Source organism: Caldichromatium japonicum, assembly GCF_011290485.1.
GTDB classification, from domain to species: Bacteria; Pseudomonadota; Gammaproteobacteria; order Chromatiales; family Chromatiaceae; genus Thermochromatium; species Thermochromatium japonicum.
Map to the genome: position 1 here is coordinate 2,259,764 of NZ_CP048029.1, position 24,926 is coordinate 2,284,689.

Below are 24,926 nucleotides of genomic sequence, written 5' to 3' on the forward strand. Positions count from 1 at the left end.
GGGCGCCGGGCCAAATTACCACCAAAGGAGGATGGAGGAGTGCACTGGAGCCGAGAGCTTCAGTACATCACCAGTTTCTTATTTAGCCAGGCCTTTGTCAACCCCAATTTTTTGCTCCTCCCCCGAATCCTCATCGCCCCAGCGCTGGATCAGGGCGTGTGGAACATGCAGATGATCCAAGACCCGTGCGACCACAAAATCGACCAGGTCCTCAATGCGTTGCGGCCGGTGATAAAAGCCTGGGTTGGCCGGCAGGATGGTCGCACCGGCCTGGGCGAGGGAGAGCATGTTGTGGAGATGGATCAGCGACAATGGGGTCTCGCGTACCACTAGGATCAGAGGCCGGCGTTCCTTGAGCGCAACATCTGCGGCGCGTTCGATCAATGAGTTCGATAGCCCGGCGGCCAGGCGCCCGAGGGTACCTGTGGTGCAAGGGCAGATCGCCATCGCCTCTGGGGGGTGGCTGCCGCTGGCCACCGGAGCCGTCCAGTCCTGACGCCCGAAGACCCGTAAGCGCTCTGGTGCAACGCCCAGGTATTCGCGCAAAAAGGCCTCCGCCTCCTTGGGGCGGGCAGGGAGATTGAGCCCGGTCTCCATACGGATAACCATCTGGGCGGCGCTCGAGACCATGAGATAGACCCGGCTGTCTGCCTGGATCAGGCATTCGAGCAGCCGCAATCCATAACAGGCACCCGAGGCGCCAGTCATGGCGAGGGCGATGGTGCGCGGGGCGCTCGGCTCAGTTGGCATCGAGGGCGCGCAGTGCATCAAGCAGACGCTGATGGATACCGCCGAAGCCGCCGTTGCTCATGATCAGGATCTGATCCCCCGGCCGGCTATCGGCGACGAGCTGTTCGACGAGGGCAGCGATAGACACATGGACCCGAAGCCGCTCCCCAAGCCGAGCGAGGACCTGCGCCGCATCCCAGCCTAAGTCCGGCGGGGCATAGAAATAGACCCGATCGGCAGTGCTCAAGGCATCAGCAAGGGTGGCGTTATGAATACCCGAACGCATGGTATTAGAGCGCGGCTCGAGCACGGCGATGAGACGCCGCTCGCCCACCCGCTGGCGCAGGGCGGCGAGGGTCACAGCGATCGCGGTCGGGTGATGGGCGAAGTCATCAAAGACGCGGATACCCGAGACCTCGCCGCGCAGCTCCAGGCGCCGCTTGACCCCCTGGAAGCGGCTAAGTGCCTGGCACACAACCTCTGGCTCGATCCCAACATGGGCAGCCCCTGCCAGGACCGCCAGCGCATTGCGCATATTGTGCTCGCCGAGCAGCCCCCACCCCACGGTTCCGACCGCCCTACCCTGATGCAACATCCGAAAGCGCGCGCCATCGGCGGTCAGGGGTTCGGCTTGCCAGTCGCCGCCCGGCCCGAAGGTCGTCTGCGGCGTCCAGCAGCCCTGGGTGAGCACTGCCGTGATCGCTGGGTCTCGGGCGGGATGGATGATCAGACCGCTGCCTGGGACGGTGCGGACCAGATGATGGAACTGATGCTGGATCTGCCCAAGATCCTTGAAGATGTCTGCATGATCGAACTCAAGATTGTTGATGATCAGGGTCTTGGGGCCGTAATGCACGAACTTGGAGCGCTTATCGAAGAAGGCAGTGTCATATTCATCTGCCTCGACGACGAAATGCCGCCCCTCTCCCAAGCGCGTCGAGACGCCAAAGTCCTGAGGGACGCCGCCGATCAAAAAGCCCGGAGCAAGCCCTGCCTGATCCAAGATCCAGGCGAGCATGCTCGCGGTTGTGGTCTTGCCGTGGGTCCCGGAAACCGCCAAGACCCAGCGCCCTTGCAATACGAAGTTGCGCAGCCATTCTGGACCCGAGCAATAGGACAATCCGCGATCGAGAAGCGCCTCGACCACCGGCTGACCGCGCCTCATGGCGTTGCCGACGACGACCAGATCGGGTGTGGGATCGAGCTGTACAGCGTCATAGCCCTCGTGCAGCGCGATCCCAGCCGCAGCAAGCTGATCGCTCATCGGCGGATAGACATTGGCGTCCGAGCCTGTGACCCGATGGCCAAGCGCGCGCGCCAAGAGCGCGATCCCACCCATGAAGGTGCCGCAGATACCGAGGATATGGATATGCATACGAGGATCCGAAGAGGACTGGGGCCTAAGCGGTGCCGAACAGCCCGGTGATCACGGTGACGACGAGGATCTGAAAGGCCAGCGCAATGGCGGTGCCCTGACCCAGGGTGATCGAGAAGGTATGCCGCAAGATGTGTCCAGTCACCAGGATCCCCCAGACCAAGAGACCAAGCAATATAAAGGCGCCGAGTGCTACCAAGGCGCTCCCCCGCCCACCGACCAGATTGAGTAGCAGCGGCGGGATCGCAGTCAGACCAATGACCACCCGGCTGCCTAGCAGCGCTGTGGATGCCTGTAAGAAACGCGCAGGATGCTTGAGCAAAACGAGCGCAGCGTAGAGCCCAGCGAGTAGGAGCGCGAGCTCGGCGCCGCTTTGCAATAGGCTAACCAATCCGGGGACACCAGCTGTAATCCCCACCAGGGTGCCCACGACGAGATCGACGACCATGATAAGGATCAGAAGCGCATCTGAGGGGGGAATCTCTTGCGGTCGGCGGCGCAATAAGCAAAGCTCAACAAAGAATTGGATCAGTACCCACACACCTGGGTTCTCGATGTCATCAGCATGGGCTTAATGATAACCCCAGTGCCTGCAAATACCGAGTGTAGTTATAGCCTTTGCCGGCCCTCAGTGGATAGAATGGTTCCATCCTTGTCGAGAGGCACTGGCCCACCCGAGCCAGGCCCTCTCCTTGAGCCTTGCCGAAAAGATCCGCGATGACGCCCCCATTCCTTCTGCGCGCCAAGATGCTGCTTTGTTGCGCCCTGCTGCCGGTTGTGCTTGCGGCCTGTGCGAGCAACCCTAGTCGCTCCTCCATTCCTACTGGTGCCCCTCCAGCCCAAGCGCCGATCGATATAGCCAACCTTCCACGCCTATTGCTTCCGGGGGCTGACCCCGCCGAGGTCAAGGCATTGGCGATGGGTGCCGCCCGTGCACGCGGCTGGTCGATCCTGCCATCAGAGGCCGGCGATGGCCGCTTGATCGTCGGGCGCCCTGCCGACCCTGAGACCCTTTATCAGGTCGCACCGCAGATGGCTCAGGTGCCTGGTTCAAATCTAGAGGTCACGACCTTTTTCAACGAGACGGCTGAGGGGCTTGAGGTCGCGATGCGTGCCGACCTGGTGATCCCTGCGTCGGGGGGCGGTCTGCCGACGCGGATCGACTATACCGACGCCTTTAGCCCCGCTCTGATGCAATCGCTTGAGGCGTTGCGCAAGCGTTGGATCCAGGATCGCGAGCGTCTAGCACGCGCTGCGCCCCCACCCGAGGGCTGGAGAAGCGCATGGGACGAATCTGCGGACCCGATCGCACCCCAGACCGAGCGCCCACAGAGGGGAGCCATAGGTTCTAACTCGCAGCCAGCAACGCTGGTGGCTACCACGGCGGCGAACGCAAGCGCTGCCGACACCCAACCCCAGACCCGTCCGGCGACGCCCTTGGCCGCGAGCGTCCCGCTGCCGCGCTATGACCGCCAGGCTGCGGCGTCCTCACGCCCGCAAGTCCCCGCTACGGCGACGAGCAGCGGTCCCGCTAGACCGACACAGGTCGCGGCGGTAAGCCAGAGCAAGCCCCCAGCGGCGAACCCGCGAGCGGTACCGGTCATCAACGCCAACAGACCGGCGTCCTCGGCGACCGCCGCCCAAACCAGGCAGAGGGTACCTCAGGCGCCGGCGGCATCGGCTATGCGCCCGACTCCAAGCGCAACGCCAGCCACCAGGACGACAACACCGGCGACACCCGCAGCCCGACCTGGACCGATGACGGTCGCAGGCAAGCGCTCTGCCCAAACCACCCAGGCAGTGCGCCCGGCAACACCCGCTGCCGCCTCAACGACCCGCCCCGCCCAGACCCCGGCACCCCCTGCTGTACGCAGCACTGCATCGACCACAGCGGCGGCCAATCGCACCCCACCTGCCAAAGCCGAGCAATATGCCAAACAGCGCGGCTGTCGGGCGGGCGGGGCCCAACTGATCGAGTCGCGGCGCGACGGCGAGGTCTATCGCGTCCCCTGCCAAGGCAGCGACAGCCTGCTCGTCCATTGTCGGAGTGACAGCTGCAAGAGCCTTTTATAGTCCAGGGGGGTGCGCGCCCTCGGCTACAGGTTCCACCCCGTTTAGGGTGCACACTGCGCACCCTACGGCCTTGTTGAGATGGCAAGGCAAGCCCCCGTTTAATCCGCGCGGTTTCGCCCTCTCTACATCCCAGCGGCCGCAGCGCTTAGCCCGAGCCCGAGCGGGATGGCGAGCAAGGCAGCGGTCGCAATCAAGCGCAGGCCGCGCCTGAGATCCTTGACATCGAGCTCGACCGGCCAAGCGGGATCGCCTAGATAGCCCATCTCGACCCGCCGCCCCTTGCGCCAAAGCGGCCCTACAAGGCGCACCCTGAGCGCCCCCGCACAGGCTGCCTCGCCCCAACCCGAGTTGGGGCTGGGCAAGACCCTATGATCGCGCCAGGCAGTGCGGATCGCCAGCCAAGGATGCCCTCCCGTCAAGGTCGCAGCCAAGGCGATGAGCAGGACGGACAAGCGCGCCGGCAGCCAATGGATCAGATCATCGCTACGCGCCGCTAGCCAGCCATAGCGCCCATAGCGGGCATTGCGATAACCAACCATAGAATCCAGGGTCGAGATCACCTTGACCGCAATTAGACCCGGCAGCCCGAATAGGCACAGTGCCCATAGAGGGGTCAGCACCCCATCGGTGAGGTTTTCAGATAGGCTCTCGAGGGTTGCGCGCACCACCCCGGCGCGATCCAGGCGCTCGACATCTCGCCCAACGAGATGCGAGACCTCAAGACGCGCTGCCGCCAGGTCATCGAGGTTTTTGAGCACCCGCCAGCCCTGCTCAAGCAATGAACGGGTACAAAGAAGACCGGCGGCGAGGCCAAGGTCCCAACCCCAGGCGAGCGCCGAATGGATCATCCCCAGGGCCCGATGCGGGCCAAACCAGACACCTAAGGCGGTAGTGATGACCAGAAACCACTGGATAACCCCGCCGGCTCGGCCATCGAGCCCCAGGGCAAACAGCCGCTGTTCGCACCACAAGGCCCAGCCGCCGATCAGGCGCACCGGGTGCAAGGGAGATACAGGATCGCCGATCAGCGCATCGAGCAGACAGGCGCCCAAGACCAGTGCCAGGTGCTCGGTCATGCGCTGTGGGGCTTAGCCTGACCCATCGGGATAGAAATCGGCTGCGAGGATCTGCTCAAGCGAATAAGGACAGGCGGCAGGGCAGTCGTCCTCGTCCAGGCCAGTCTCAAGGGCGCGGCGTTCGCTTCGACCCATGGCCTCAAGCTCCTCGGCCAGGTGTTCTCGCTCGATCGCCTCTCTCGGTCGATCGCCTCGAAGCAACCGGCGCGGATCAGCGCAACGGTCTCCAGCGTCCAGCGATAGACATCGCCTTGTTCGCTCGCTGCCGCCATTCCTTACCCTCTTGCCTTGAACTGATCTAGCGATTCACTCCATCCCGCGCTGGACGAAAGCGGCGCGGGAAGCTGTGGTCATAGAGCTTGGAGGGCCTAAGCTCCCCCCAGCGGCGCGCGCCTAGGGCCGGTCCGACCAGAATCATGGCCTGGCGCTCGATCCCGGATGCGCGACACAGGGCAGCGATATCGCTCAAGGGCGCGCGCAAGATCCGTTCATCCGGCCAGGTCGCTTTATAGACCACTGTGACCGGCGCAGCGGTAGACCAACCGGCAGCCAGAAGCTGTTCGACGACCCCCTCGATCCGGTCGATCGAAAGGAAGATACACAGGGTACAACCATGCCTGGCGAGCTCGACCAACGACTCGCGCTCAGGCATCTGGGTGCGATCGGCCAGGCGGGTGAAGATCACCGTCTGGGTGACCTCAGGCAGGGTCAGGCACTCGCCAGCTGCAGCCGCCGAGGCCATGGCCGAGGAGACCCCAGGCACGATCCCGATGGGGATGCCGGCGGCATCCAAAGGCTGGGCAAGCTCAGCAAGCACGCCATAGAGGGTCGGATCGCCCGTCTGCAGCCGCACGACGGTCCGATGGCGGCGGGCGCGTTCGATCAACCAAGCGACCACCTGCTCGTGATCCATGGACTTGGAATCGGCGATCTCGCAATCTGGGAGCGCCCATTGCAAGACCGTCTCGGCCACCAGCGAGCCCGTATATAGGATGGCATCCGCCTCGGCGAGTAGGCGGCTGCCGCGCACCGTGATCAGATCGGGTGCGCCGGGACCTGCCCCGACGAACCAGACCGTGCCTGGCTGAGGAGAACAAGGAGATGAGTCTGTTGTCATGCTGAAGATACCAATGGGTCAGTCCCAATCTTTGATGCTCAAATATCCCGGCTTCTGGTTTGTATTGGCCGGAAACATCAGGGGCTGTTGTAAAATCTTTAGATGCGCTCTACCAAAAGGCTGGCAGCGCGGGGGTCAGACTCCAGCGGTTGCAGCCGTACGCAGCTCATGCGCCAATTCGGGTCCGAGATAGCGTTCGATCGCGGCATGTCCCAGATAGATCAAGGGGGTTAAGGCGATAGCAACGACAAACTTATAGACATAGTTGACCGTACCAACAGCGAGAAACAAGTCGATCGGCCAGTGCTGGGGACCGATGACAAAAGCGATATAGAGGACTACAAAGCTGTCGATCAGTTGCGAGATCAGGGTCGAACCCGTCGCCCGCGCCCAGACATGCTGCTGACCCGTGAACCGACGGATGCGATGAAAGATGGTGACATCGACGAGCTGGCCGATAAGAAAGGCGATCACCGAACCGACAATGATCCACATCCCTTGGCCGAAAATGGCGGAAAAGGCGGCCTGCATATCTGGCACGCCCTGCTCAGCCTGAATGCTGATCCACCAATCGGCAGGGGCTAAGGCGATCGCGAGATAGGCAAAGGCAAAGGCGTACAGGATCAAGCCGACGGTGAGATAAGACAGAAACTGCACCCCGCGTCGGCCATAATATTCATTGATGATGTCGGTCATGATAAAGACCACTGGCCAGAGCAAAACGCCAGCGGTAAAGCTCAGAGAGCCGGATTGACCAAAGAGATCCCAGTTGAAAGGCTCAAGACCCAGTGTTTCTTCGAGTGCAAAGATCTTGACCCCGAGAAACTCAGCGATCAGGGCATTGCAGATAAAAAAGCCCCCAAGGATGATGAACAACTTGGTTGAGCGATCAAAACACATAGAGATGGAGGGAAACAAAAAATGAAAACAAGAGATAATGAACTTAAATGTTACGCGGCATCATGGAGCTTGGGATGCTGGAAGTAGCGCATGATGCGTTGGGGGGAATTGAGAAGGCGGCGCAGGTGGCTGACGGTCGCCTTCTTCAGATCGCCCTTGGCGCGGGAGGGCGCCTGCGCGGTGATGGTGGCCTTGAGCATCTCGTTGGGGTTCAGTGCCGGGCTGTAGGGGGGGAGGGAGGAGGCCTCGATTTGATTGGCGCATGCAGCCAGCCAGGCTTTGACCGGCTTGGTGTGATGCACGCGCAGGTTGTCGAGGATGAGGAAGATCTTCTTGCCCCTGGCGTCCTTGACGAGCCGCTTCATGAAGTCGATCAGGATGTCGGCGTTCATCGCCCCCGCGAACGCCTTCCGACGCACCTTGCCGCGGTTGGTCAGCGTCGAGATCACCGACAGGCCTTCGCGACGGTGCGTGACGCGAATCTCGGGCGTCTTGATCGCCGGCGCATAAGAGCGCCCGCGCACCTCGTCCGAGCGCAACCCCGTTTCATCGCCCCAGTGGATTTCGGCGCCCTCGGCCTTGGCGCGCCGGGCAATGTCCGGGTAGGTCTCCTCAAGCCACGTCTTGCCCGCCGGCGGGCTTTGCTCATAGGCGCGCCGAATCGGTTTCTGGGGCGTCAATCCCCAGCGCGCCATGTACTTGCCCTCCCCCTGCGGCCTGAGCTCGATGCCAAAACGGCCGAGGATCAACTGCCGCACCGCCTGCCGGCTCCACAGCGCAAACGGCAGCTTCAGCTGATCCGGTGTCCCGTCGCACATGAGCTTGCGTATCTGGGCGTCCTGCTCCGCCAACAGCGCCCGCTTCTCACCCACCTTGCGCCTACCCCGCTTGCCCTTGGGCCCCTTCGCGCCCATAGCCTTTGCAGATGTCGAACACCCCTGCGCCCAACAATCCCCTCTGCGCGCCTATCGCTTCATACGTCCAGCTACGCCGCCGCTCTTCGCGCGCCGCAAACGACAGCAATCTCATGTCTCGTCTTTCCATGCCCACGACATCAGGACAGCTCACTCAATTTCAAAAGCATGTGTTTCTTATCAAGAAGCCTATCAAATGGGGGTATGAGGCTGCTATGATCGATCGCATCCAGTGCGAGGGAGTCCCTATGAAGCCTTTGCCCGCTGATCCGTGTGGCCTGCTCACAACCCCACTCGGCAACCTGGGGGTACGCTGGCGGGGGGAGGCGCTGGTCGCCATCGATCTCGCCCCATATCCAAATAGTTATGGGGTCGAGCCAGCGCAACCACCAACGGCGATCTTGCATCAATTAACCGACTATTTTTGCAACCCGCAGAAGCGCTTTACTCTTCCCCTCCAGCTCGCTGGAACCCCTTTTCGGCAACGTTTATGGGCCATACTACAAACCATTCCCGTAGGCGAGACCCGCAGCTATGGCGAGCTGGCGCGCTTGCTGGGGACCTCGGCCCGCGCCGTGGGTCAGGCATGTCGCGCCAATCCCTGTCCGATCGTGATCCCCTGTCATCGGGTCGTGGGGTGCGATGGATTGGGCGGATTTGCCGGGGCGCGCGATGGACTGCGTCTGGCGATCAAACGCTGGTTATTGCAACACGAAGGCGCCCTGAGCGGCGGCCCCAGTCCCACTGGTATTCTACCGCTTTAGCGAACGGATGGATGACCAGCCGCTGATTGAGGGCTTTGCCGATGCACTCTGGATGGAGCGCGGTCTAAGCCAAAACACCCTTGCCGCCTATCAAGCCGATCTACGTGATCTTGCCCGATGGTTGCAGAAAACACGCGGGCGCGGTCTACTCGCCGCTGAACGTGCCGATCTGCTCGATTATCTGGCAACGCTTGCCGGTCAGGGCTATCGGGCACGCTCCAGCGCCAGACGGCTGTCTTGTCTGCGCCAGTTTTATCAATATCTCTATCGCCGCGGTATGATCAGTGTCGATCCCACCGCTCGCATCGCTGCCCCTAAGCTGGGGCGCCAGCTCCCAGATACCCTGACTGAATCCGAGGTCGAGGCCTTATTGCAGGCCCCTGATGTCACTGAGGCCGAAGGTCAGCGCGACCGTACCATGCTCGAGGTCCTCTATGCTACCGGCCTTCGGGTCAGCGAGCTGGTCAATTTAAGGCCCGAGCAAGTCAGTCTGACCCAGGGCGTCGTGCGCGTCATCGGCAAGGGCGGGCGCGAGCGTTTAGTGCCGCTCGGCGAGGAGGCATTGCGCTGGCTGGCCGCCTATCTGCGGTTCCCCCGTCAGGAGATCCTCGCTGGGCGGCTGAGCGATTTTTTGTTTCCAACCCGCCGCTGCGACCGGATGACCCGTCAGGCATTCTGGTTGCTGATCAAACGCTATGCGTTACAGGCGGGGATCGTGAAACCGCTCTCCCCCCATACCCTCCGTCATGCCTTTGCTACCCATCTGCTCAACCACGGCGCGGATCTGCGGGTCGTGCAGCTTTTGCTAGGTCACAGCGATCTTTCAACCACCCAGATCTATACCCATGTCGCCCGCGAACGTCTCAAATCGCTCCATGCCCAGCATCATCCGCGAGGTTAACAGGCGATGCCTGTACCCCAGATGTCTGATGAATGGGTTAAGATTGAATCTGATGCACTGGTCGCCTAGGCGGAAGTGCCTGCTTCATGCTCAATAGCCGCCCTTTAGGTCCAATCGTTATGCCAAAGATCCATCGTCTCCTCCCATTTTTCTTGCTGAGCTTAACGTTTGTCGCTGTGCCGGCTCTAGCCGCCCCCGAAGACACGATTCGCGCGGCGCTGAAAGAGATCGCACCTGATCTTAAGGTCACCAGTATCACCCCCTCGCCGATCAAGGGGCTGTATGAGGTCATGGCCGGGGCCGAGGTGCTATATATCACCGCCGATGGCCGTCATTTCATCAGTGGGCACATCGTGGACCTGAAAACCCGCACCGATCTCACCGAACCGCGTGTCTCTGAAGCCCGCAAACGCCTGATCGACGCCGTCAGTGAGGATCGAATGGTGATCTTCGGTGATCAGAACGCCAAACATACCATCACCGTATTTACCGATATCGAATGCGGCTATTGTCGCAAGTTGCATCGTCAGATCGACGATTATCTCAAGGAGGGGATTCGAGTACGCTATCTCTTCTTCCCCCGTGCTGGTAAAGGAAGTCAAGCATTCGATGAGGCAGTCTCGGTGTGGTGTGCCGGTGACGCTGAGGCGCGCCGCATTGCTCTGACCCGCGCCAAGGCCGGCGAGACGATCGACTCCAAGACCTGTGACAACCCTGTTGAGGCACACATGCTGCTGGGCATGGATCTCGGTTTGAGCGGTACCCCAGCGATCATCACTGAATCCGGCGAACTGATCCCCGGGTATGTCGAGCCGCGGCGCCTGGCAGCACGGCTCAATGCGCAAAGCGGTGGTTAGCGCTGTATCATAGCGCTGTATCATCGATAGTCCGAGCGCACCATGACACAATCCAAACCATTTAGCGCCTTTGTCCTCGAATTCGTCTGGCGGACGGATCAAGGTCGCATGCGCCAGCGCAACGAGGATGCCATCGTCGTGCGACCCGATTGGGGGGTAGTGGTCGTCGCAGATGGCATCGGTGGCTCGACGGCTGGTCATGTCGCCAGCCGGCTGGCGACAGAGACCATTGCCGAGCGTCTCGGACGTAGCTCCGATCCTCGCTCGGATGCGGAACGATGGCGTCTCTATCTCCAGGCCACGGTAGAAGAGGCCAATATCGCCATCCTGCGCTATGCGAAGGAGCACAGCGATTGCTCAGGCATGGGCACCACTGTGGTAACCGGGGTAGTGGGTTGGGATTGGCTGGCCTTTGCCTATGTCGGCGACTCCCGCCTCTACCGGTTGCACGGCGAAACCCTGACCCAGCTCTCGCGCGATCACTCATTCATCCAAAAGGTCGTGGATCAAGGATTTTTCGATACGCGCGAGGATGCCAGACGCTATGGGATCAGCGACAACATCCTGACCCGTGCTTTGGGTTCCCTGCCGAGCGTGACTGTCTCAGCCGATACGGTCGAGATTGCGACGGGGGATGTGTTCCTGTTTTGTACTGATGGGCTCAGCGGCATGGTTCCTGATGACTGGCTGCGGCAGATCCTCCTGGCTGCTAAGTCTGAGACGCTCGAGGTGGCTGCTGATGCCTTGGTGCAACTGGCCAATGAGCGCGGCGGGACGGATAACATCACTCTTGCCTTGGTGCGCGTCGGCGAGTGTCTCCGGAACTCATCTGCTACGGACGCCCCTGCCTGATCTGCATATGTAGATACTGGGCGATGGCCTCGATCTGATCGCGCTGCATCTGGTCGAAGATCGGCATCTTGGTGTCAGGTGCACGCCGATGCCCTTGGATAAGATCAACAAAGACAGTCAGTTCCAGATTTTCATACCTCAGGGGTGGAACCCCTTTGAGGAAATTGCCTTGTGCCAGGTCGCGATGACAGCCGGCGCAGTGATGTTCATAGAGCGCCTTGCCAGATGTAAACGCTGGATAATCCTGACCACTTGGTCCACAACCCATCAGTAGGGCACTGATTATTGAGAGGAACGATGATGGAAGAACGCAAGGATGACGTCGCCGTCTTTATCGATTTTGAGAACATCTATATCTCCGTACGCGAAAAGTACAAGACCAACCCCAACTTTGAGTATATTACCGACCATTGCGCCAAGTACGGGCGGGTGGTAATCGCCCGGGCCTATGCCGACTGGTACCAGTTCTCGCGGGTCACTAACGCCCTCTATGCCAACGGCATCGAGCCCCGTTACGTGCCGACCTATTACTACAGCGACGAGCGCGATCCTTCCCCCGGCTCGGCCATCAAGAACAGCGTCGATATCCACCTCGTCATCGACGCCATGCGCACGCTCTACAACAACCCCAATATCCAGGTGTACGTCCTGGTCACCGGCGATCGCGATCGCGATCGCGATTTTATCCCCCTGCTCAACACCATCCGCCGGCACGGCAAGCGCGTCGTGGTGATCGGCGTGGCCAAAGCGGCCTCCTCCCACCTGGCCCAGAGCGCCGACGAGTTCGTCTTTTACCACCAACTGGCCGAGGATATTGTCCCGCAGGAGGTCAAGACGAAGGATGTCTACGATGTGCTGGTGGAAGCCGTGCACGTCGCCCGCAAGCGCAAGAACCCCGTCACCCTGTCCACGCTCAAGTCGCTGATGAAAGAACTGTTGGGCGACTTTGACGAGGGGAAATACACCCATGCCCAAGGGAAGCACTTTTCCCGCTTTAAGGACTTTGTGCGCGAGGCCGAGCGTCGAGGCAAGGTGCAGATGTTGACCACCGGCACGGTGAACGAGGTTTTTCTCCCCGCTGAAAACCCCTACGAACTCAGCTCCTTTGCCCTGCCGCCCCTGGAGGCCAAAGCGGAAGCCAAGCCCAAGGAGGAAAAACGCCAGGTCTCAGCCAAGGGGACGGCCGAAGCCTAGGTGTGCTGGGCCTCTACATTGGGGTTCCCCATGGTCAATTCTCCCCATCACCAGACGACCGGCTGCGTCCCCAGCCTGCTCATCGCCCTCATGCTGGGATGGGCCGGAGCCGTTCCGCTCGTGTCGGGCCTTATCTTCCTGGCAGGCCGGGAAGTCCTGACCTGGGCCTTCCTGACCAGAACAGCCGTAGCCCTGGTGGCCCCACTGCTGGCTGTGGCTTTGCTTTCCCGCCGCCGACCAGCCTGGCGCGCCGTAGCCGCTACGGCCTCGGCGCTGCTCGCTATGGCCGGCTTTCTGCTCCTCAGCCTGCCGGACCTGGTCTGGGTAACAGCCGACCCGGTCCTGGGGTCGCTATTGCGCCTGGGGCTGCTCGGCGGCTACGCCGTGCTGGCCGCGGTGTGGGCTCCGCGCCTGGCCGGCCTGGGGGGCAGCGCCTGGGCACCGTGCTGGGCCTCGACCGCCTGCGTCTGGGCCCGCTTCTCCTGGCGCTGGTCCTGGCCGCTTTGCTCACCTTGCCCTGGCTACTCGTCGGTGCCCTGGGGGATCGCTTCACCAGCCTGCAACAGGCCCTGCAGGCGCTGGCCAGGGCGTTGCCGGAGATCTTGCTCTTCTGGGGGCTTGTCTACTTCCTCTTCCGCTCCACCTGGGTGCGCCTCTGGCCGGCCGTATTGTCCCTCTTGTTGTCCTATGGGCTGTTTTTTGTCGCCGCCCATCTCACATCCCCCATCGAAACGGCCCTCCAGGATGTCCTGATCCTCCTTCCGCTGGTCCCGCTCCTGGCCGAACTGCGGGCACGCGGCAGTGGCATCTACCCCTCCCTGGTCCTGGCCTGGCCGGCCTATGCCGTTCCCATCCTCTTTGTGGATCCCCGCAATATGCTCCCCAACAACGAGCCGGAGCCGCTCCACCTAGCTGCCTATGCCGGTGTTGCGGCTACCGCCCTGAGCCTGGCGCTTTTTCTGTGGACGGAGCGACACTTGCGCCGTGTCCTTTGGCAGGAACGCCCGCGCCCGCTACTTCCCGGACGGTTCGTCGCCGCCCTCGGCGTGGTGGCCGCCCTGGGCGTGCTCCTGCTCTGGGGCACGCTCTACCGGCAGGCCGGCGTCCCCGGCTTTGCCGATGATGGGCTGCTCATCATCCTGCGCGAGCAGGCCGATCTGAGCCCGGCGCAGCAGATCGCCGGCCGTGCGGCACGGCTGCAATTCGTCTACCGAACCCTTGTGGAGACGGCCGAACGTACCCAACCTCCTCTGCGGGCCGAACTGGAGCAGCTCGGGGTACGCTACCGTCCCTACTATCTCGTCAACATGATCCGTGTGGAGGGGCGGCGCGACCTGTACGGCCGCTTCGCCGGCCGGCCGGAGGTGGCGAATGTCCTCGTCAACCCCAACGTGCGTCGGTACCCGCGCCATCTCTCGCTCACCGGGTTGGTGGGAGATGTCCCTGCCGCGGAAACCGCGCCGAACCTGCTCGCGATCCATGTGGACGAAGCCTGGGTCCTGGGGGCCTGGGGACAGGGCATCGTCGTGGCCGGCCAGGACACCGGCTACGATTGGACGCACCCGGCCCTGCAGAGCCGCTACCGCGGCTAGGATGGCCAACGTGCCGACCACGACTATAACTGGCACGATGCCTGGGGCGAGAGCGCCGTACCTTTTGACGAAGACGGGCACGGGACGCACACCATGGGCATCATCCTGGGGCAGGATGCCAGCAACGACTACCGCATCGGCGTAGCCCCGGAGGCCCGCTGGATCGGCTGCCGCAACATGCGCCGCGGACTGGGCAATCCCTAAGAAACACATGCTTTTGAAATTGAGTGAGCTGTCCTGATGTCGTGGGCATGGAAAGACGAGACATGAGATTGCTGTCGTTTGCGGCGCGCGAAGAGCGGCGGCGTAGCTGGACGTATGAAGCGATAGGCGCGCAGAGGGGATTGTTGGGCGCAGGGGTGTTCGACATCTGCAAAGGCTATGGGCGCGAAGGGGCCCAAGGGCTCAAGGAAAGGTGGGTGAGAAGCGGGCGCTGTTGGCGGAGCAGGACGCCCAGATACGCAAGCTCATGTGCGACGGGACACCGGATGAGCTGAAGCTGCCGTTTGCGCTGTGGAGCCGGCAGGCGGTGCGGCAGTTGATCCTCGACCGTTTTGGCATCGAGCTCAGGCCGCAGGGGGAAGGCAAGTACATGGCGCGCTGGGGATTGACGCCCCAGAAACCGATTCGGCGCGCCTATGAGCAAAGCCCGCAGGCGATCAAGACGCCCGAGATTCGCGTCACGCACCGTCGCGAAGGCCTGTCGGTGATCTCGACGCTGACCAACCGCGGCAAGGTGCGTCGGAAGGCGTTCGCGGGGGCGATGAACGCCGACATCCTGATCGACTTCATGAAGCGGCTCGTCAAGGACGCCAGGGGCAAGAAGATCTTCCTCATCCTCGACAACCTGCGCGTGCATCACACCAAGCCAGTCAAGGCCTGGCTGGCTGCATGCGCCAATCAAATCGAGGCCTCCTCCCTCCCCCCCTACAGCCCAGCACTGAACCCCAACGAGATGCTCAAGGCCACCATCACCGCGCAGGCGCCCTCCCGCGCCAAGGACGATCTGAAGAAGGCGACCGTCAGCCACCTGCGCCGCCTTCTCAATTCCCCCCAACGCGTCATGCGCTACTTCCAGCATCCCAAGCTCCATGATGCCGCGTAATATAAGTTCATTGGTTTCGGATCAATAATTTTCCACCAATCACCCATCTGCCGGCCATGAACCCCGCCTTTTGGGAAACCATTCCGCTGCATGAATTGACGCCTGAGCAATGGGAGCTACTCTGCGATGGCTGCGGCAAATGCTGCCTCGAAAAGTTCGAGGATGAAGAGACGGGTCGGATCATCTATTCGCGCGTGGCCTGTGCCCTGCTAGATCCGGCGACTGCCCGCTGCCGCCATTATGCCGAGCGGCGCGCCCTGATGCCCGATTGCATGCCGCTCGACCTTAAAGCGCTCGCCCGTCCCCAATGGCTGCCTGAAAGCTGCGCTTATCGCCGCCTGGCTGAGAGAAGATCCCTACCCCCTTGGCACCCCCTGATTACCGGCGATCCCGAAAGCGTGGCGCGCGCAGGAGAGAGCGTACGCGGGCGGGTGATCGGTCCTGAGAAGGGCGCCGAGCCGATTTACAATCTGATCGATTGGATTCGGTAAGCGGCCTCAGATCGCGTAGGGCGCACACCGCGCGCCGATAGCGCCTTGCCCTGCGCTACTCCCGCAGCTCGACCTCGAGGGCCAGGCTTTCTTCAGGGCCGAGGAGCGGCGAACGGGCGATCTCGATCTCAACCCGCTGGCCTGGGCGGGCGTCGAGGAGCGCCAGGCGGATATCGGTATAGTCGCCGATCCTGTGCCCAGCGATCTTCAGCAACCGATCGCCGGCCTTGAGACCCGCCATGTCCGCCCCGCTCCCCTCGGCAACCCCCTTGATCGCCATCCCGCCCTTGGGATCGGGGCGGTCGGCAAGCTCTACCCCCAGCCTTCCCGCGGGCGGCAGAGTGGCGGCTTCGGGATAGACAAAGACATCGGCGGCCCGGGGGTCTAGATTGCGCCCTGTGCCGTTAAGCAGGATCGCCGTGGCCACCGGCAGGCGCCGCCCTAGGCGTTTCGGGATCCCCTGGCCGAACTCGAGATGACCACTGCCGCTCAGTATCACCAGGAGATGCTCGGGATGCTCGGCGAGATAACGCGCCGCGCGCTCTGCCATCCCTTCATCCCAAAGGAGCTGGACCTCGAGAAAATGTTCAAAGTCGCGTCGCTGCTCGGGCGGATGGTGCTGAAAGACCGCCGCGATGCGGGCCCGATACTCCTGATCCGAGCGGTCGATCTCGGGTAGACGGGTGCGCTCCTCTGGGCTTAGGCCGGCAATCCCCCCGTCGCCCACCTTGCGGGTGAGTTCAGATGGTAGATTGAGCGCGATCACCGGGATACCGTACTTGCGGGCAAGCGCCAGGATCGGGCGATACAGCCGATAATCGAAGCGCCAGCGCTCGAAATATTCGGTACGACGCAGAAGCTCTACCTCATCGATCCGCCCGGCGATGTAATCGTCAAGCGCCGCTTGATAGGGCTGCTGGAACATCTCCATCCCGATCGCGACGGGCCGCCCGCAACGCAGAAGACCCTCGATGATCGAGGCCTGGGTCAGGTGGTCCTCATAGCGGTCGTGTTGTTCGCCGATGAAGACCACCTGCCGGTCGCATAGCCGCGGGATCAGGTCGGCGAGCGGGTTCAATTGGGCGCTCTCGACCGCCCAGATAGGCTGCGTAGCGGTCTGAAGCTCAGTTGGGGATGGTGGCTCGACCTGGGCGCAGACCAGGGCGTTTAGACCGACAAGGACGGCGGCCATGGGGCCTTGCCAGGCTGAGCGCCGGCCTCTTGCCGGCAACAGGATACCTTTGCGGGAGAGCTGCGGCATGATCTCTGTCTCACGTTAAACTCGGCTTGCGTGCACCTGATCATGACCGAAAGATGGGGCCGATACCTCGGTTTTTTGATGTGATGGCGAACAATAGTCGCTCGGCCAGGATCAGCGTTGGTGCGACGCCGACTGCCGCGACGACTGGCAGCGCTACCAGTCTTTTGGCAGCTGCCACCACCAGTGAGACGGCGGGATCGGAACCGGCTTCCCGTCGTCATCATCCACCCAGCCGGCAAGCGCGGCCTTTGCGTCGATCGAGCCGATCGCGCGCCGGAACATGTGCGCAAAGGCCTGTGGATGAGCCCGGAACTGCGCATCCGCAGCCGCTATCATCGCCAGCGCCGCATCCGGCAGCCGATCGCGCAAAAACTCCAGCGCCGAGCGCGCGAGCAACACCTCGTGATCGACCACAGCCCAGCCCCAGTCATCAAAGGCCTTGATGTTTTCATCGGTCACGAAGTCATACCACTGCAACCGCTCCATAAAAAACGCGATATCGTCATCGGTCACCATGACATCCACCCCTTGACGATGCGCTCAGATCTTGGCTACATGGCTACACAACAGTATGATGAGATCCCTATTATTTGCCCTCTGTCTCCTGCTCCTCCGGTTCGATCCGGCGGCGGCCACCACTCTGATCGGTCATGAGCTTCGGGTCCGGCTCGATCCAGCGAGCGCTCTGATCGAGGCAGAGGACCGCCTGCGCCTCCCCCCTGAGCGAACTGATTGGACCCTGGTGTTGCATACAGGTCTTGCGCCGCGGGTCACCTCGGGTCAGGCGACCCTCGTCCCCATCTCGACCCAGGGCCATCTCACCGCCTATCGCCTGTCGCTGCGCGCCCCGGGAGAGGTTGGGCTCGCCTATCGCGGGGTGATTCGCCATGCGCTTAAAGAGACCCAAGAGGGCCTAGGACGCACCGCACAGAGCTCGGTCGGGACCATCGCGCCCGATGGGGTGTTTTTGGATGGCGCTAGCGGCTGGTATCCGCGTGTCCCAGAGACCTTGCAGATCCTGGACCTGAGCGTCGAGTTGCCCAAGGGTTGGGCTGCGGTCTCCCAGGGTACGGGGACAGCCGACCCCGAGACGGGGCGGGCGCACTGGCGCGAGGCCCAGCCTCAGGAGGACCTCTATCTCGTCGCCGGACGGTTTGCGATCTATCGCCGCACCGCGCCGGGGGTGAGCGCCGAGGTCTATCTGCGCACCCCAGACCCAGGGCTCGCCGAGCGCTATCTCGCTGCGACCCTCAGGTATCTCGCGTTCTATTCTGAGCTGATCGGCCCCTATCCTTATGCCAAGTTCGCCCTGGTCGAGAACCTCTGGGAGTCCGGCTATGGGATGCCGTCGTTGACCCTGCTCGGGCCCAAGGTCATCCGTCTACCTTTCATCCTGGAGACCTCTTATCCCCATGAGATCCTGCACAACTGGTGGGGCAATGGGGTCTATGTGGACTATGGCTCAGGGAATTGGAGCGAGGGGCTCACCCATTATCTGGCCGACTATTGGCTTGCCGAGCGCGCCGGGCGCGTGCGTGAACTGCGCTGCGGGATATTGAAGGACTATGCCGATTACATACGACAGGCTCAGGACCTGCCCCTCGAGCAGTTTACCCAGCGCCACAGCCCAGCAACCCAGGCGATCGGCTACGGCAAGGGTTCTATCCTTTGGCACATGCTGCGCCGCCGGCTGGGTGATGAGCCGTTCTTGGCGGGGCTTAGGCGCTTTTATGCAGCGCATCGCTTTCAGATCGCGAGCTACCGCGATCTCGAGCGGTCATTCGTCGAGACGACCGGCCAGGACCTCGGCGCCTTCTTCGAGGCCTGGATCAAACGCCCGGGGGCCCCGCAGTTGGCGCTGGCCGAGGTGCGGCTTGAATCCCTGGATGGGACCTACCGCCTCAGTGCGCGGATTGATCAGACCCAAGCCGACCCGCCCTTTCCTCTGCGCATCCCGATTGCGATCGAGTTCGCATCTGGAGAGCGGTTGATGCAATGGGTCGAAGGCGACACCAGGACGATCGAGTTTGAACTGACGCTTACCCAGGCACCAACGCACCTTGCCCTCGACCCCGACTGCGAGCTCTTTCGGACGCTTGCCCCGGGCGAATGGCCGGCGACCTTGAGCGCCATCTTGGGCGCCGAAGACGGCCTGATCCTCATCCCCGCTGCGGCGCCTGAGCCCCTGAAGTCCCAGTATCGCGCCCTGGCCGAATTCTGGGGAGCGACCCATCCGGGTTGGCAGGTCGGCGAGGATGACTCGCTCGAACGCCTGCCTCCTGAGCCGGCGGTATGGCTCCTCGGCTGGGAAAACAGATATCTGTCGGTCTTTGCCGAGGGCGATGAAGGCCTGGCGCTGGATGCAGGGGCTAGACGCTTGCGCCTACCGGAGGGGACGGTCGATCCAGAAGGAGACAGCCTTGTCTTGACCCGTATGCATCGGGGTCAGCCCATCGCCTGGCTTGCCACCCGTCTGCCCGAGGCGCTTCCGGCACTTGCGCGCAAGGTCCCGCATTACGGGCGCTATAGCTATCTGGTCTTTGCCGGGCCGCAGGCAACCAACCGGATCAAGGGCCTGTGGCCCCCAGGTGAATCCCCGCTCGGCCATTGTCTGCAACCCGAGGGCTGTGCGCCCCAAAGACCCAATGCCAATGATTAAGGGAGGGTGACCGTGGATGAACTCGCCAAGCTGTATGAGACCGGCTACCGCGCTTGGGCCAAGCGGATGGCCGAGCTATTACGGGAACGGCGTTTTGATGAACTCGATCTCGACCGCCTGATCGAGGAGCTTAAGGACATGCGAACTCCATAGCCGGCTGGAGTTCGGCTCGCCCACAAAGAGACCGCTCTTGCAGCTGCAACCTTTTCCAAGGCCTGCCCTTTTGCTCCCGAGCAGGTCTGGGCCGATGATTTTTATCCCCAGGCGGTCAAAGCGTCTTAAGCATGTAGGCCTTTTGGCTCAAGAGACCGATTGGTAATACAGGTTTTGCGGATGACGCGCCTCAGCAAAAAAGGCCCAGCGCTCGATCATCAGGCCCAAAAATTGAAGACAAAAGGCGACGATCGGCAGGCGCGGCGAGGTGATGACATAAGAAAGCCCGATCAAGAGCACGGGGATCGGAAGGATCAGGGTCAGATAGACATAACGCGACACCTGCACCAAACGTTGATCCCGGCCATGAAAGAACTCCCGGGTATTAAAACTCCCACCGGTCGCGCCCTGGGCCTTTTGGACGATCTGGGTATGACGGATACCGATCGCGGTTTGCAAGGTGCTCTTAGGTTTTAATCGATCATTGCGCCGTAGATGCATAAAACGCGAAATAGATCCGATCGCAGTCAGGATCACTGCCCAGGTGCCATAAAAGGTCACCAGCGGATTGCCGAGATAGGCCGAATAGGCCGCAGCGAGCATAAATCCCGAGGCGGTGCCCAAAAACAAAAAATTGCTGACCGTCAAGGGCGTATGCCATTCCTGTAAGAAGCGTACCGCGGCATAGATCATGGCGGTACAGACGAACAGGGCAAGGGTGGCGACCGTCCCCGAGATCCCCAACAGCAGGGTCAGATCGACCTGGAGGGCATCACCGATCTGGAACAATGGGCGCGTCCAACTGAAGGCATGGGCGACGCCATAGACAAAGGCTAAGGCCATGACCAGGGGCAGTACGATCACCTCGCGCGACAACCAAGAGGTCCGCCACATGGCGATCGCACGCCAGGCGCGCTCTGGGTGCCCCAGGTGAAAAAAGGACGCCCCCAACCCAGCGAGTAAAAAGGCAAGCGCCAAGAGGCTCCCAAAGGCATAGAACTGGCCCTCCTGCACCGGCAGGAAATGGGCGATGGCATAGAGCTGGCCGGTGATCATCGCCAGAAACAACCCCTGGCCGGCGCCGATCGCAGTTGTCAACAGGATCACGGATAAGGCTGGATGCATATCTAGAATCCATCAAAGATTGCGAAGACCGTAGGGTGCGCAATGCGCAGCGCACCCTACGACCCTTACCCCGCTGACCGCCCCACCCAGACAGTTGCGAGAGCGCAAAAGGGGGGCAGAGCACAAGGGCAACCTCAGCTCCCCACCCAGGCCATATCATCGATGGTCTCCTCGCCTGTGTAGGGGGTGATGTCCTCCTTGCGCCAGGGATTATCGACCCGGGTCAGCTCGTCGGGGCGGATATGGAACTGAGTCCTGCGCCGCGGCAGATAGTGATTGGCCGGTTTGGTACCCCATTCGGGCATCAATTGATAGCCGCCACGTTCGCGGATCGCTACCGAGACCTCGGAGTCTGGGTCATGGATATCGCCGAACAGACGCGCATTGGTCGGGCAGGCGAGGACGCAGGCGGGCTTGCGGTCGCGTTCGGGTAGGGTCTCATCGCTGATGCGGTCGATACACAGGGTGCATTTCTTCATCACCTTCTGTTGCTCGTCGAGCTCGCGGGCACCATAGGGACAGGCCCAAGAACAATATTTGCAACCGATGCATTTTTCGTAATCGACGAGCACCACCCCGTTGTCTGGGCGCTTATATGAAGCACCCGTGGGACATACGGGGACACAGGGCGGCTCCTCGCAATGCAGACAGCTCTTGGGGAAGTGGATGGTCTCGGCATTGGGGAAGGTCCCCACCTCGAAGGTCTGGACCCGATTGAAAAAGGTCCCGCGCGGCGAGCTCTCATAAGGGTTGTAATCCGTCAAGGGCCCGGCCCAGCCCGAGGTGTTCCACTCTTTGCACGAGGTCACGCAGGCATGACAACCTACGCAGACATTGAGATCGATCACAAGCGCAAGCTGGGTCATGATTGCTTCCCGAACAGACCGGCGATATAGGCCTGCCACTTGCCGCGCCTGGACTCTTGTCCCGGCAGGCGCGGCATGGGCCTAAACTGGGGATCGGTCAGCTTGGGCTCCCTGGGATCGGCCTTCTCGATCCGCACCCGCAGGTCGAACCAGGCCGCCTGGCCGGTGATGGGGTCGCCGTTGGAGAGATGCTCGCCCGCCTCGTGCGGCGGCAGCTCCTCTTTGATCAGATGGTTCAACAAAAAACCTTTGCGCGACTCATCGGCATCGGGCGCCAACCCCCAGGCGCCCGCCGCCTTGCCGATGGCGTTCCAGGTCCAGACCGTCCCCGGCTCCACCGATTCGGAAAACCGGCACATACAGCGCACCCGGCCCCAGGGCGACTCGACCCAGATCCAATCGCCGTCCGCCAGTCCATGGGTGCGCGCCGTCTTGGGATTCAGGAAGAGATAGTTGCAGCTGTGGATCTGTCTCAGCCAGGCGTTTTGGCTGTCCCAGGAATGATACATGGCCATGGGGCGCTGGGTGAGGGCACGAAGCGGATAGCTCTGGGTGTCGATCAACTGCCATTCTAAGGGCTCGTAATAAAACGGCAGGGGGTCGCAATAGGTCTCGACCCGTTTACGCAAGCGCTCAGGCGGCTTGCGACCCGGCCATTTGCCTTGAGCCGCCAAGCGGAAGCGCTGGAGGACCTCGGAATAGAGATGGATATTGATCGGCTCGGTATAGCGGATCAGACCATGCGCCCGCGCCCAATGGAGATAGCCCTGGTTCCAATTGCGCATGTATTGGTAGCTCGGCGGCAGCTCATGGTGGAAGAAACAGCCGTTTTGGGCATACATCTCCCATTGGCGGGGATTGGGTTCGCCCTTGAGCACCTGATCGCCGTTTTTGCCCCGCCAACCGGCCAGAAAGCCGATCCCCGAGCCCGGTGAGGTCTCGTAGTTGACGATGAAATCCGGATAGTCGCGATATTTGCGGCTGCCATCCGGATGGGTGAATGCAGGCAGCCGCAGGCGCCAACCGAGTTCAAGCAAGACTTCTTGGAATGGCCGACATTCGCCCTTAGGCGGCAGGACCGGAATGCGCACGGCATCGACCGGGCCGTCGAACTCAGAGATCGGGCGATCGAGCATCGAGAGTACGTCGTGGCGCTCGAGATAGGTGGTATCCGGCAACACCAGGTCGGCAAAGGCCACAGTCTCCGAAGCGAAGGCATCGCAGACCACGATGAAGGGGATCTTGTATTCTCCGTTCGGGTGCTGATCGACGAGCATCTTGCGCACCTCGACCGTGTTCATGGTCGAGTTCCAGGCCATATTGGCCATGAACAAAAACAGGGTATCGATCGGATAGGGATCGCCGCGCCAGGCATTGGTGATGACATTGTGCATCAGCCCATGCACGGCGAGCGGATACTCCCAAGAGAAGGCCTTGTCGATACGCAGCGCCTCTCCCTGTTCATCGATGAAAAGGTGCTCGGGGCGCGCCGGCCACCCCAACGGCATGCCGTCCAAGTGCGTATTGGGCTGGACCGCCTCAGGACCGCTCGGCGGCTTGGGACAAGGGGGGATCGGGCGAGGAAAGGGGGCGCGATGGCGAAATCCACCCGGCCGGTCGATGGTCCCCAAGAGGGTCATCAAAACACCGAGTGCGCGGATAGTCTGAAAACCGTTGGAATGCGCCGCCAGGCCACGCATAGCATGAAAGGAGACCGGATTGCCGGTAACCGACTCGTGCTCCTCGTCCCAGCAGTCGGTCCATTTGATCGGCAGCTCGATCCGATGGTCGCGGGCGACGATGCCCATCTCATAGGCCAGACGGCGGATGGTCTCTGCCGGAATTCCGGTAATCCGCTCGGCCCACTCCGGGGGATATTGATCCAGGCGCTCTTTGAGCAACTGAAATGCGGGCTTGACCGGCGTGCCATTGGGTAGGATGTAACGTCCAGTCAGGCGCGGTTCGGCCCCCGGTGTATGGGTACTGATCGGGCCGTTGATCGCGCGATCCCACCAGAGCTTGTTTTGTGGATCGACACAGTCGTTTTCGACATGCATCTCGGCGCGATAAAAGAGCCCGTGATCCTCGCGGCTCGGGTCATCGATGACCAGCTCGGCGGCATTGGTATAGCGGATCAAGAAATCCCGATCGAAGAGCCCCTTGGCCAGGAGCTCATGGGCGATAGCCAAAAGCAGCGCACCATCCGTACCTGGTTTGATCGGCACCCATTCGTCGGCGATTGCAGCGTATCCGGTGCGGATCGGATTGATCGCGATGAAGCGCCCGCCGCGGCGCTTGAACTTGGAGATCGCGATCTTCAAGGGGTTGGAATGATGGTCTTCGGCAGTCCCGATCATCACGAAGAGCTTAGCATGTTCGAGATCCGGTCCCCCGAACTCCCAGAACGACCCGCCGATCGTATAGATCAGCCCCGCGGCCATATTGACCGAGCAAAACCCCCCGTGCGCAGCATAGTTAGGCGTGCCGAATTGCTTGGCAAACAGGCCGGTGAGCGCCTGCATCTGGTCGCGCCCGGTAAAGAGTGCGAATTTCTTGGGGTCCTCGGCGCGGATGCGGCCTAGGCGCTCCGCCAGGATGGCAAAGGCCTCATCCCAGGAGATCGGATCGAAGGCCCCTTCCCCCCGCTTGGCGCCTGGCTTGCGCAGAAGCGGGCGTGTCAGGCGCGCTGGGGAGTATTCCTTCATGATCCCCGAGCTACCCTTGGCGCAGATGACCCCTTGATTTAAAGGGTGTTTGGGGTTGCCGTCGATATAGCGCACCTCGCCATCGCGCAGGTGCACGCGGATGCCGCACCGACAGGCGCACATGTAACAGGTGGTCTCCTTGATCTCGGTATGGCTATCCAGATGAACAGGGTCCTGCATGGGGCAACCTGAATTATAAGCTGAAGATATCAGGTGA

Annotated in this window: 23 protein-coding genes and 3 pseudogenes; 12 read left to right on the forward strand and 14 right to left on the reverse strand. The window is 61.8% G+C overall.

The features are described 5' to 3' along the window. Positions 1-78 precede the first annotated feature (78 nt). Genes GWK36_RS10965 through GWK36_RS10975 form a run of 3 tightly spaced genes read right to left on the reverse strand, consistent with a single transcriptional unit; the run spans position 79 to position 2,645 of the window. On the reverse strand, positions 79-750 hold the full coding sequence (locus GWK36_RS10965; RefSeq protein WP_166271170.1) for a flavin prenyltransferase UbiX: 672 nt from the start codon (positions 748-750) through the stop codon (positions 79-81). Then, positions 740-2,104, reverse strand: coding sequence for a UDP-N-acetylmuramate:L-alanyl-gamma-D-glutamyl-meso-diaminopimelate ligase (gene mpl / locus GWK36_RS10970; RefSeq protein ID WP_166271171.1), 1,365 nt, complete (start codon positions 2,102-2,104; stop codon positions 740-742). The genes GWK36_RS10965 and mpl overlap by 11 nt, the downstream gene beginning before the upstream one ends. A gap of 25 nt (positions 2,105-2,129) precedes the next feature. Continuing rightward, entirely contained in the window at positions 2,130-2,645 is a 516-nt protein-coding gene (locus GWK36_RS10975; protein WP_166271172.1) for a hypothetical protein, read from the reverse strand. 176 nt (positions 2,646-2,821) lie between these two features. Here GWK36_RS10975 and GWK36_RS10980 point away from each other — a divergent pair, with 176 nt between their 5' ends. Further along, positions 2,822-4,177, forward strand: a complete 1,356-nt coding sequence (locus GWK36_RS10980) for a hypothetical protein (protein WP_166271173.1) — start codon at positions 2,822-2,824, stop codon at positions 4,175-4,177. A 122-nt stretch (positions 4,178-4,299) separates the two neighbouring features. On the opposite strand, the gene cbiB is transcribed toward GWK36_RS10980, so the two are convergent. The 5 genes and pseudogenes from cbiB to GWK36_RS11005 all read right to left on the reverse strand — a co-directional run bounded on the left by cbiB (position 4,300) and on the right by GWK36_RS11005 (position 8,314). Continuing rightward, entirely contained in the window at positions 4,300-5,253 is a 954-nt protein-coding gene (gene cbiB, locus GWK36_RS10985) for an adenosylcobinamide-phosphate synthase CbiB (protein ID WP_166271174.1), read from the reverse strand. A gap of 12 nt (positions 5,254-5,265) precedes the next feature. Then, a complete protein-coding gene (locus tag GWK36_RS15475; protein WP_246237881.1) occupies positions 5,266-5,388 on the reverse strand; it encodes a DUF29 domain-containing protein in 123 nt (40 codons plus the stop codon). Between the two features lie 163 nt (positions 5,389-5,551). Further along, positions 5,552-6,370, reverse strand: coding sequence for a precorrin-4 C(11)-methyltransferase (cobM, locus tag GWK36_RS10995; protein WP_166271175.1), 819 nt, complete (start codon positions 6,368-6,370; stop codon positions 5,552-5,554). A 135-nt stretch (positions 6,371-6,505) separates the two neighbouring features. Beyond that, positions 6,506-7,246, reverse strand: a complete 741-nt coding sequence (locus GWK36_RS11000; RefSeq protein ID WP_246237539.1) for a queuosine precursor transporter — start codon at positions 7,244-7,246, stop codon at positions 6,506-6,508. A gap of 74 nt (positions 7,247-7,320) precedes the next feature. Then, a pseudogene (locus GWK36_RS11005) lies at positions 7,321-8,314 on the reverse strand (IS630 family transposase). A gap of 85 nt (positions 8,315-8,399) precedes the next feature. Between GWK36_RS11005 and GWK36_RS11010 the strand changes: the two are divergent. From GWK36_RS11010 to GWK36_RS11025, 4 genes are all read left to right on the forward strand, one after another. After that, complete coding sequence (locus GWK36_RS11010; protein ID WP_246237540.1) at positions 8,400-8,948, forward strand: methylated-DNA--[protein]-cysteine S-methyltransferase; 549 nt, start codon at positions 8,400-8,402, stop codon at positions 8,946-8,948. A gap of 7 nt (positions 8,949-8,955) precedes the next feature. Next, entirely contained in the window at positions 8,956-9,849 is an 894-nt protein-coding gene (gene xerD / locus GWK36_RS11015) for a site-specific tyrosine recombinase XerD (RefSeq protein ID WP_166271177.1), read from the forward strand. A gap of 119 nt (positions 9,850-9,968) precedes the next feature. Next, the gene (locus tag GWK36_RS11020) at positions 9,969-10,706 is read left to right on the forward strand and encodes a DsbC family protein (RefSeq protein ID WP_166271178.1); all 738 of its coding nucleotides are present in this window, start codon (positions 9,969-9,971) and stop codon (positions 10,704-10,706) included. A 42-nt stretch (positions 10,707-10,748) separates the two neighbouring features. Continuing rightward, positions 10,749-11,558, forward strand: a complete 810-nt coding sequence (locus GWK36_RS11025) for a PP2C family protein-serine/threonine phosphatase (protein ID WP_166271179.1) — start codon at positions 10,749-10,751, stop codon at positions 11,556-11,558. Here the strand turns inward: GWK36_RS11025 and GWK36_RS11030 are convergent. Next, positions 11,539-11,826, reverse strand: coding sequence for a c-type cytochrome (locus tag GWK36_RS11030; RefSeq protein WP_166271180.1), 288 nt, complete (start codon positions 11,824-11,826; stop codon positions 11,539-11,541). The two genes, GWK36_RS11025 and GWK36_RS11030, sit on opposite strands and share 20 nt — an antisense overlap. A gap of 29 nt (positions 11,827-11,855) precedes the next feature. Between GWK36_RS11030 and GWK36_RS11035 the strand changes: the two genes are divergently transcribed. The 5 genes and pseudogenes from GWK36_RS11035 (at position 11,856) to GWK36_RS11055 (ending at position 15,940) form a co-directional block, all read left to right on the forward strand. After that, a complete protein-coding gene (locus GWK36_RS11035; RefSeq protein ID WP_166271181.1) occupies positions 11,856-12,752 on the forward strand; it encodes an NYN domain-containing protein in 897 nt (298 codons plus the stop codon). A 98-nt stretch (positions 12,753-12,850) separates the two neighbouring features. After that, positions 12,851-14,344, forward strand: coding sequence for a S8/S53 family peptidase (locus GWK36_RS11040; RefSeq protein ID WP_166271182.1), 1,494 nt, complete (start codon positions 12,851-12,853; stop codon positions 14,342-14,344). A 75-nt stretch (positions 14,345-14,419) separates the two neighbouring features. Continuing rightward, positions 14,420-14,548: pseudogene (locus tag GWK36_RS11045) on the forward strand (S8 family serine peptidase); the annotation flags it as partial. 211 nt (positions 14,549-14,759) lie between these two features. Next, entirely contained in the window at positions 14,760-15,449 is a 690-nt protein-coding gene (locus GWK36_RS11050) for a transposase (protein WP_425482754.1), read from the forward strand. A gap of 56 nt (positions 15,450-15,505) precedes the next feature. Beyond that, the gene (locus GWK36_RS11055) at positions 15,506-15,940 is read left to right on the forward strand and encodes a YcgN family cysteine cluster protein (RefSeq protein WP_166271184.1); all 435 of its coding nucleotides are present in this window, start codon (positions 15,506-15,508) and stop codon (positions 15,938-15,940) included. A 55-nt stretch (positions 15,941-15,995) separates the two neighbouring features. On the opposite strand, the gene GWK36_RS11060 is transcribed toward GWK36_RS11055, so the two are convergent. Further along, a complete protein-coding gene (locus GWK36_RS11060; RefSeq protein ID WP_166272659.1) occupies positions 15,996-17,132 on the reverse strand; it encodes a ChaN family lipoprotein in 1,137 nt (378 codons plus the stop codon). A gap of 222 nt (positions 17,133-17,354) precedes the next feature. Then, the gene (locus GWK36_RS11065; RefSeq protein WP_166271185.1) at positions 17,355-17,717 is read right to left on the reverse strand and encodes a hypothetical protein; all 363 of its coding nucleotides are present in this window, start codon (positions 17,715-17,717) and stop codon (positions 17,355-17,357) included. Positions 17,718-18,543: 826 nt separating this feature from the next. On the opposite strand from GWK36_RS11065, the pseudogene GWK36_RS16115 reads away from it, so the two are divergent. After that, positions 18,544-18,969 (forward strand): annotated as a pseudogene (locus GWK36_RS16115) (M1 family aminopeptidase); the annotation flags it as partial. Between the two features lie 903 nt (positions 18,970-19,872). Beyond that, positions 19,873-20,013 carry a DUF29 family protein gene (locus GWK36_RS15485; RefSeq protein WP_246237542.1) on the forward strand — a complete coding sequence of 47 codons (141 nt, stop codon included), beginning with the start codon at positions 19,873-19,875 and terminating at the stop codon, positions 20,011-20,013. 147 nt (positions 20,014-20,160) lie between these two features. Here GWK36_RS15485 and soeC read toward each other — a convergent pair whose 3' ends face one another. The 3 genes from soeC to soeA form a co-directional block, all read right to left on the reverse strand. Further along, positions 20,161-21,138 (reverse strand): sulfite dehydrogenase subunit SoeC, encoded by a 978-nt coding sequence (soeC, locus tag GWK36_RS11080; RefSeq protein WP_166271186.1) that lies wholly within the window; start codon positions 21,136-21,138, stop codon positions 20,161-20,163. A gap of 134 nt (positions 21,139-21,272) precedes the next feature. Further along, positions 21,273-22,004, reverse strand: a complete 732-nt coding sequence (soeB, locus tag GWK36_RS11085) for a sulfite dehydrogenase subunit SoeB (protein WP_166271187.1) — start codon at positions 22,002-22,004, stop codon at positions 21,273-21,275. Further along, on the reverse strand, positions 22,001-24,889 hold the full coding sequence (gene soeA / locus GWK36_RS11090; RefSeq protein ID WP_166271188.1) for a sulfite dehydrogenase subunit SoeA: 2,889 nt from the start codon (positions 24,887-24,889) through the stop codon (positions 22,001-22,003). Before soeA ends, soeB begins: the two co-directional genes overlap by 4 nt. Positions 24,890-24,926 lie beyond the last annotated feature (37 nt).

Excerpts from the sequence above, each read along its gene's own strand:
- GWK36_RS11040 (WP_166271182.1), top strand. The coding sequence starts at position 12,851 with ATGGGCCGGAGCCGTTCCGCTCGTGTCGGGCCTTATCTTCCTGGCAGG.
- GWK36_RS10965 (WP_166271170.1), bottom strand. The coding sequence starts at position 750 with ATGCCAACTGAGCCGAGCGCCCCGCGCACCATCGCCCTCGCCATGACT.
- GWK36_RS11035 (WP_166271181.1), top strand. The coding sequence starts at position 11,856 with ATGATGGAAGAACGCAAGGATGACGTCGCCGTCTTTATCGATTTTGAG.
- GWK36_RS11010 (WP_246237540.1), top strand. The coding sequence starts at position 8,400 with ATGATCGATCGCATCCAGTGCGAGGGAGTCCCTATGAAGCCTTTGCCC.
- cobM (WP_166271175.1), bottom strand. The coding sequence starts at position 6,370 with ATGACAACAGACTCATCTCCTTGTTCTCCTCAGCCAGGCACGGTCTGG.
- cbiB (WP_166271174.1), bottom strand. The coding sequence starts at position 5,253 with ATGACCGAGCACCTGGCACTGGTCTTGGGCGCCTGTCTGCTCGATGCG.
- mpl (WP_166271171.1), bottom strand. The coding sequence starts at position 2,104 with ATGCATATCCATATCCTCGGTATCTGCGGCACCTTCATGGGTGGGATC.
- GWK36_RS15475 (WP_246237881.1), bottom strand. The coding sequence starts at position 5,388 with ATGGGTCGAAGCGAACGCCGCGCCCTTGAGACTGGCCTGGACGAGGAC.
- GWK36_RS11060 (WP_166272659.1), bottom strand. The coding sequence starts at position 17,132 with ATGGCCGCCGTCCTTGTCGGTCTAAACGCCCTGGTCTGCGCCCAGGTC.
- soeA (WP_166271188.1), bottom strand. The coding sequence starts at position 24,889 with ATGCAGGACCCTGTTCATCTGGATAGCCATACCGAGATCAAGGAGACC.
- GWK36_RS11020 (WP_166271178.1), top strand. The coding sequence starts at position 9,969 with ATGCCAAAGATCCATCGTCTCCTCCCATTTTTCTTGCTGAGCTTAACG.
- soeB (WP_166271187.1), bottom strand. The coding sequence starts at position 22,004 with ATGACCCAGCTTGCGCTTGTGATCGATCTCAATGTCTGCGTAGGTTGT.
- soeC (WP_166271186.1), bottom strand. The coding sequence starts at position 21,138 with ATGCATCCAGCCTTATCCGTGATCCTGTTGACAACTGCGATCGGCGCC.
- GWK36_RS10980 (WP_166271173.1), top strand. The coding sequence starts at position 2,822 with ATGACGCCCCCATTCCTTCTGCGCGCCAAGATGCTGCTTTGTTGCGCC.
- GWK36_RS11025 (WP_166271179.1), top strand. The coding sequence starts at position 10,749 with ATGACACAATCCAAACCATTTAGCGCCTTTGTCCTCGAATTCGTCTGG.
- GWK36_RS11055 (WP_166271184.1), top strand. The coding sequence starts at position 15,506 with ATGAACCCCGCCTTTTGGGAAACCATTCCGCTGCATGAATTGACGCCT.
- GWK36_RS11030 (WP_166271180.1), bottom strand. The coding sequence starts at position 11,826 with ATGGGTTGTGGACCAAGTGGTCAGGATTATCCAGCGTTTACATCTGGC.
- xerD (WP_166271177.1), top strand. The coding sequence starts at position 8,956 with ATGGATGACCAGCCGCTGATTGAGGGCTTTGCCGATGCACTCTGGATG.
- GWK36_RS11065 (WP_166271185.1), bottom strand. The coding sequence starts at position 17,717 with ATGGTGACCGATGACGATATCGCGTTTTTTATGGAGCGGTTGCAGTGG.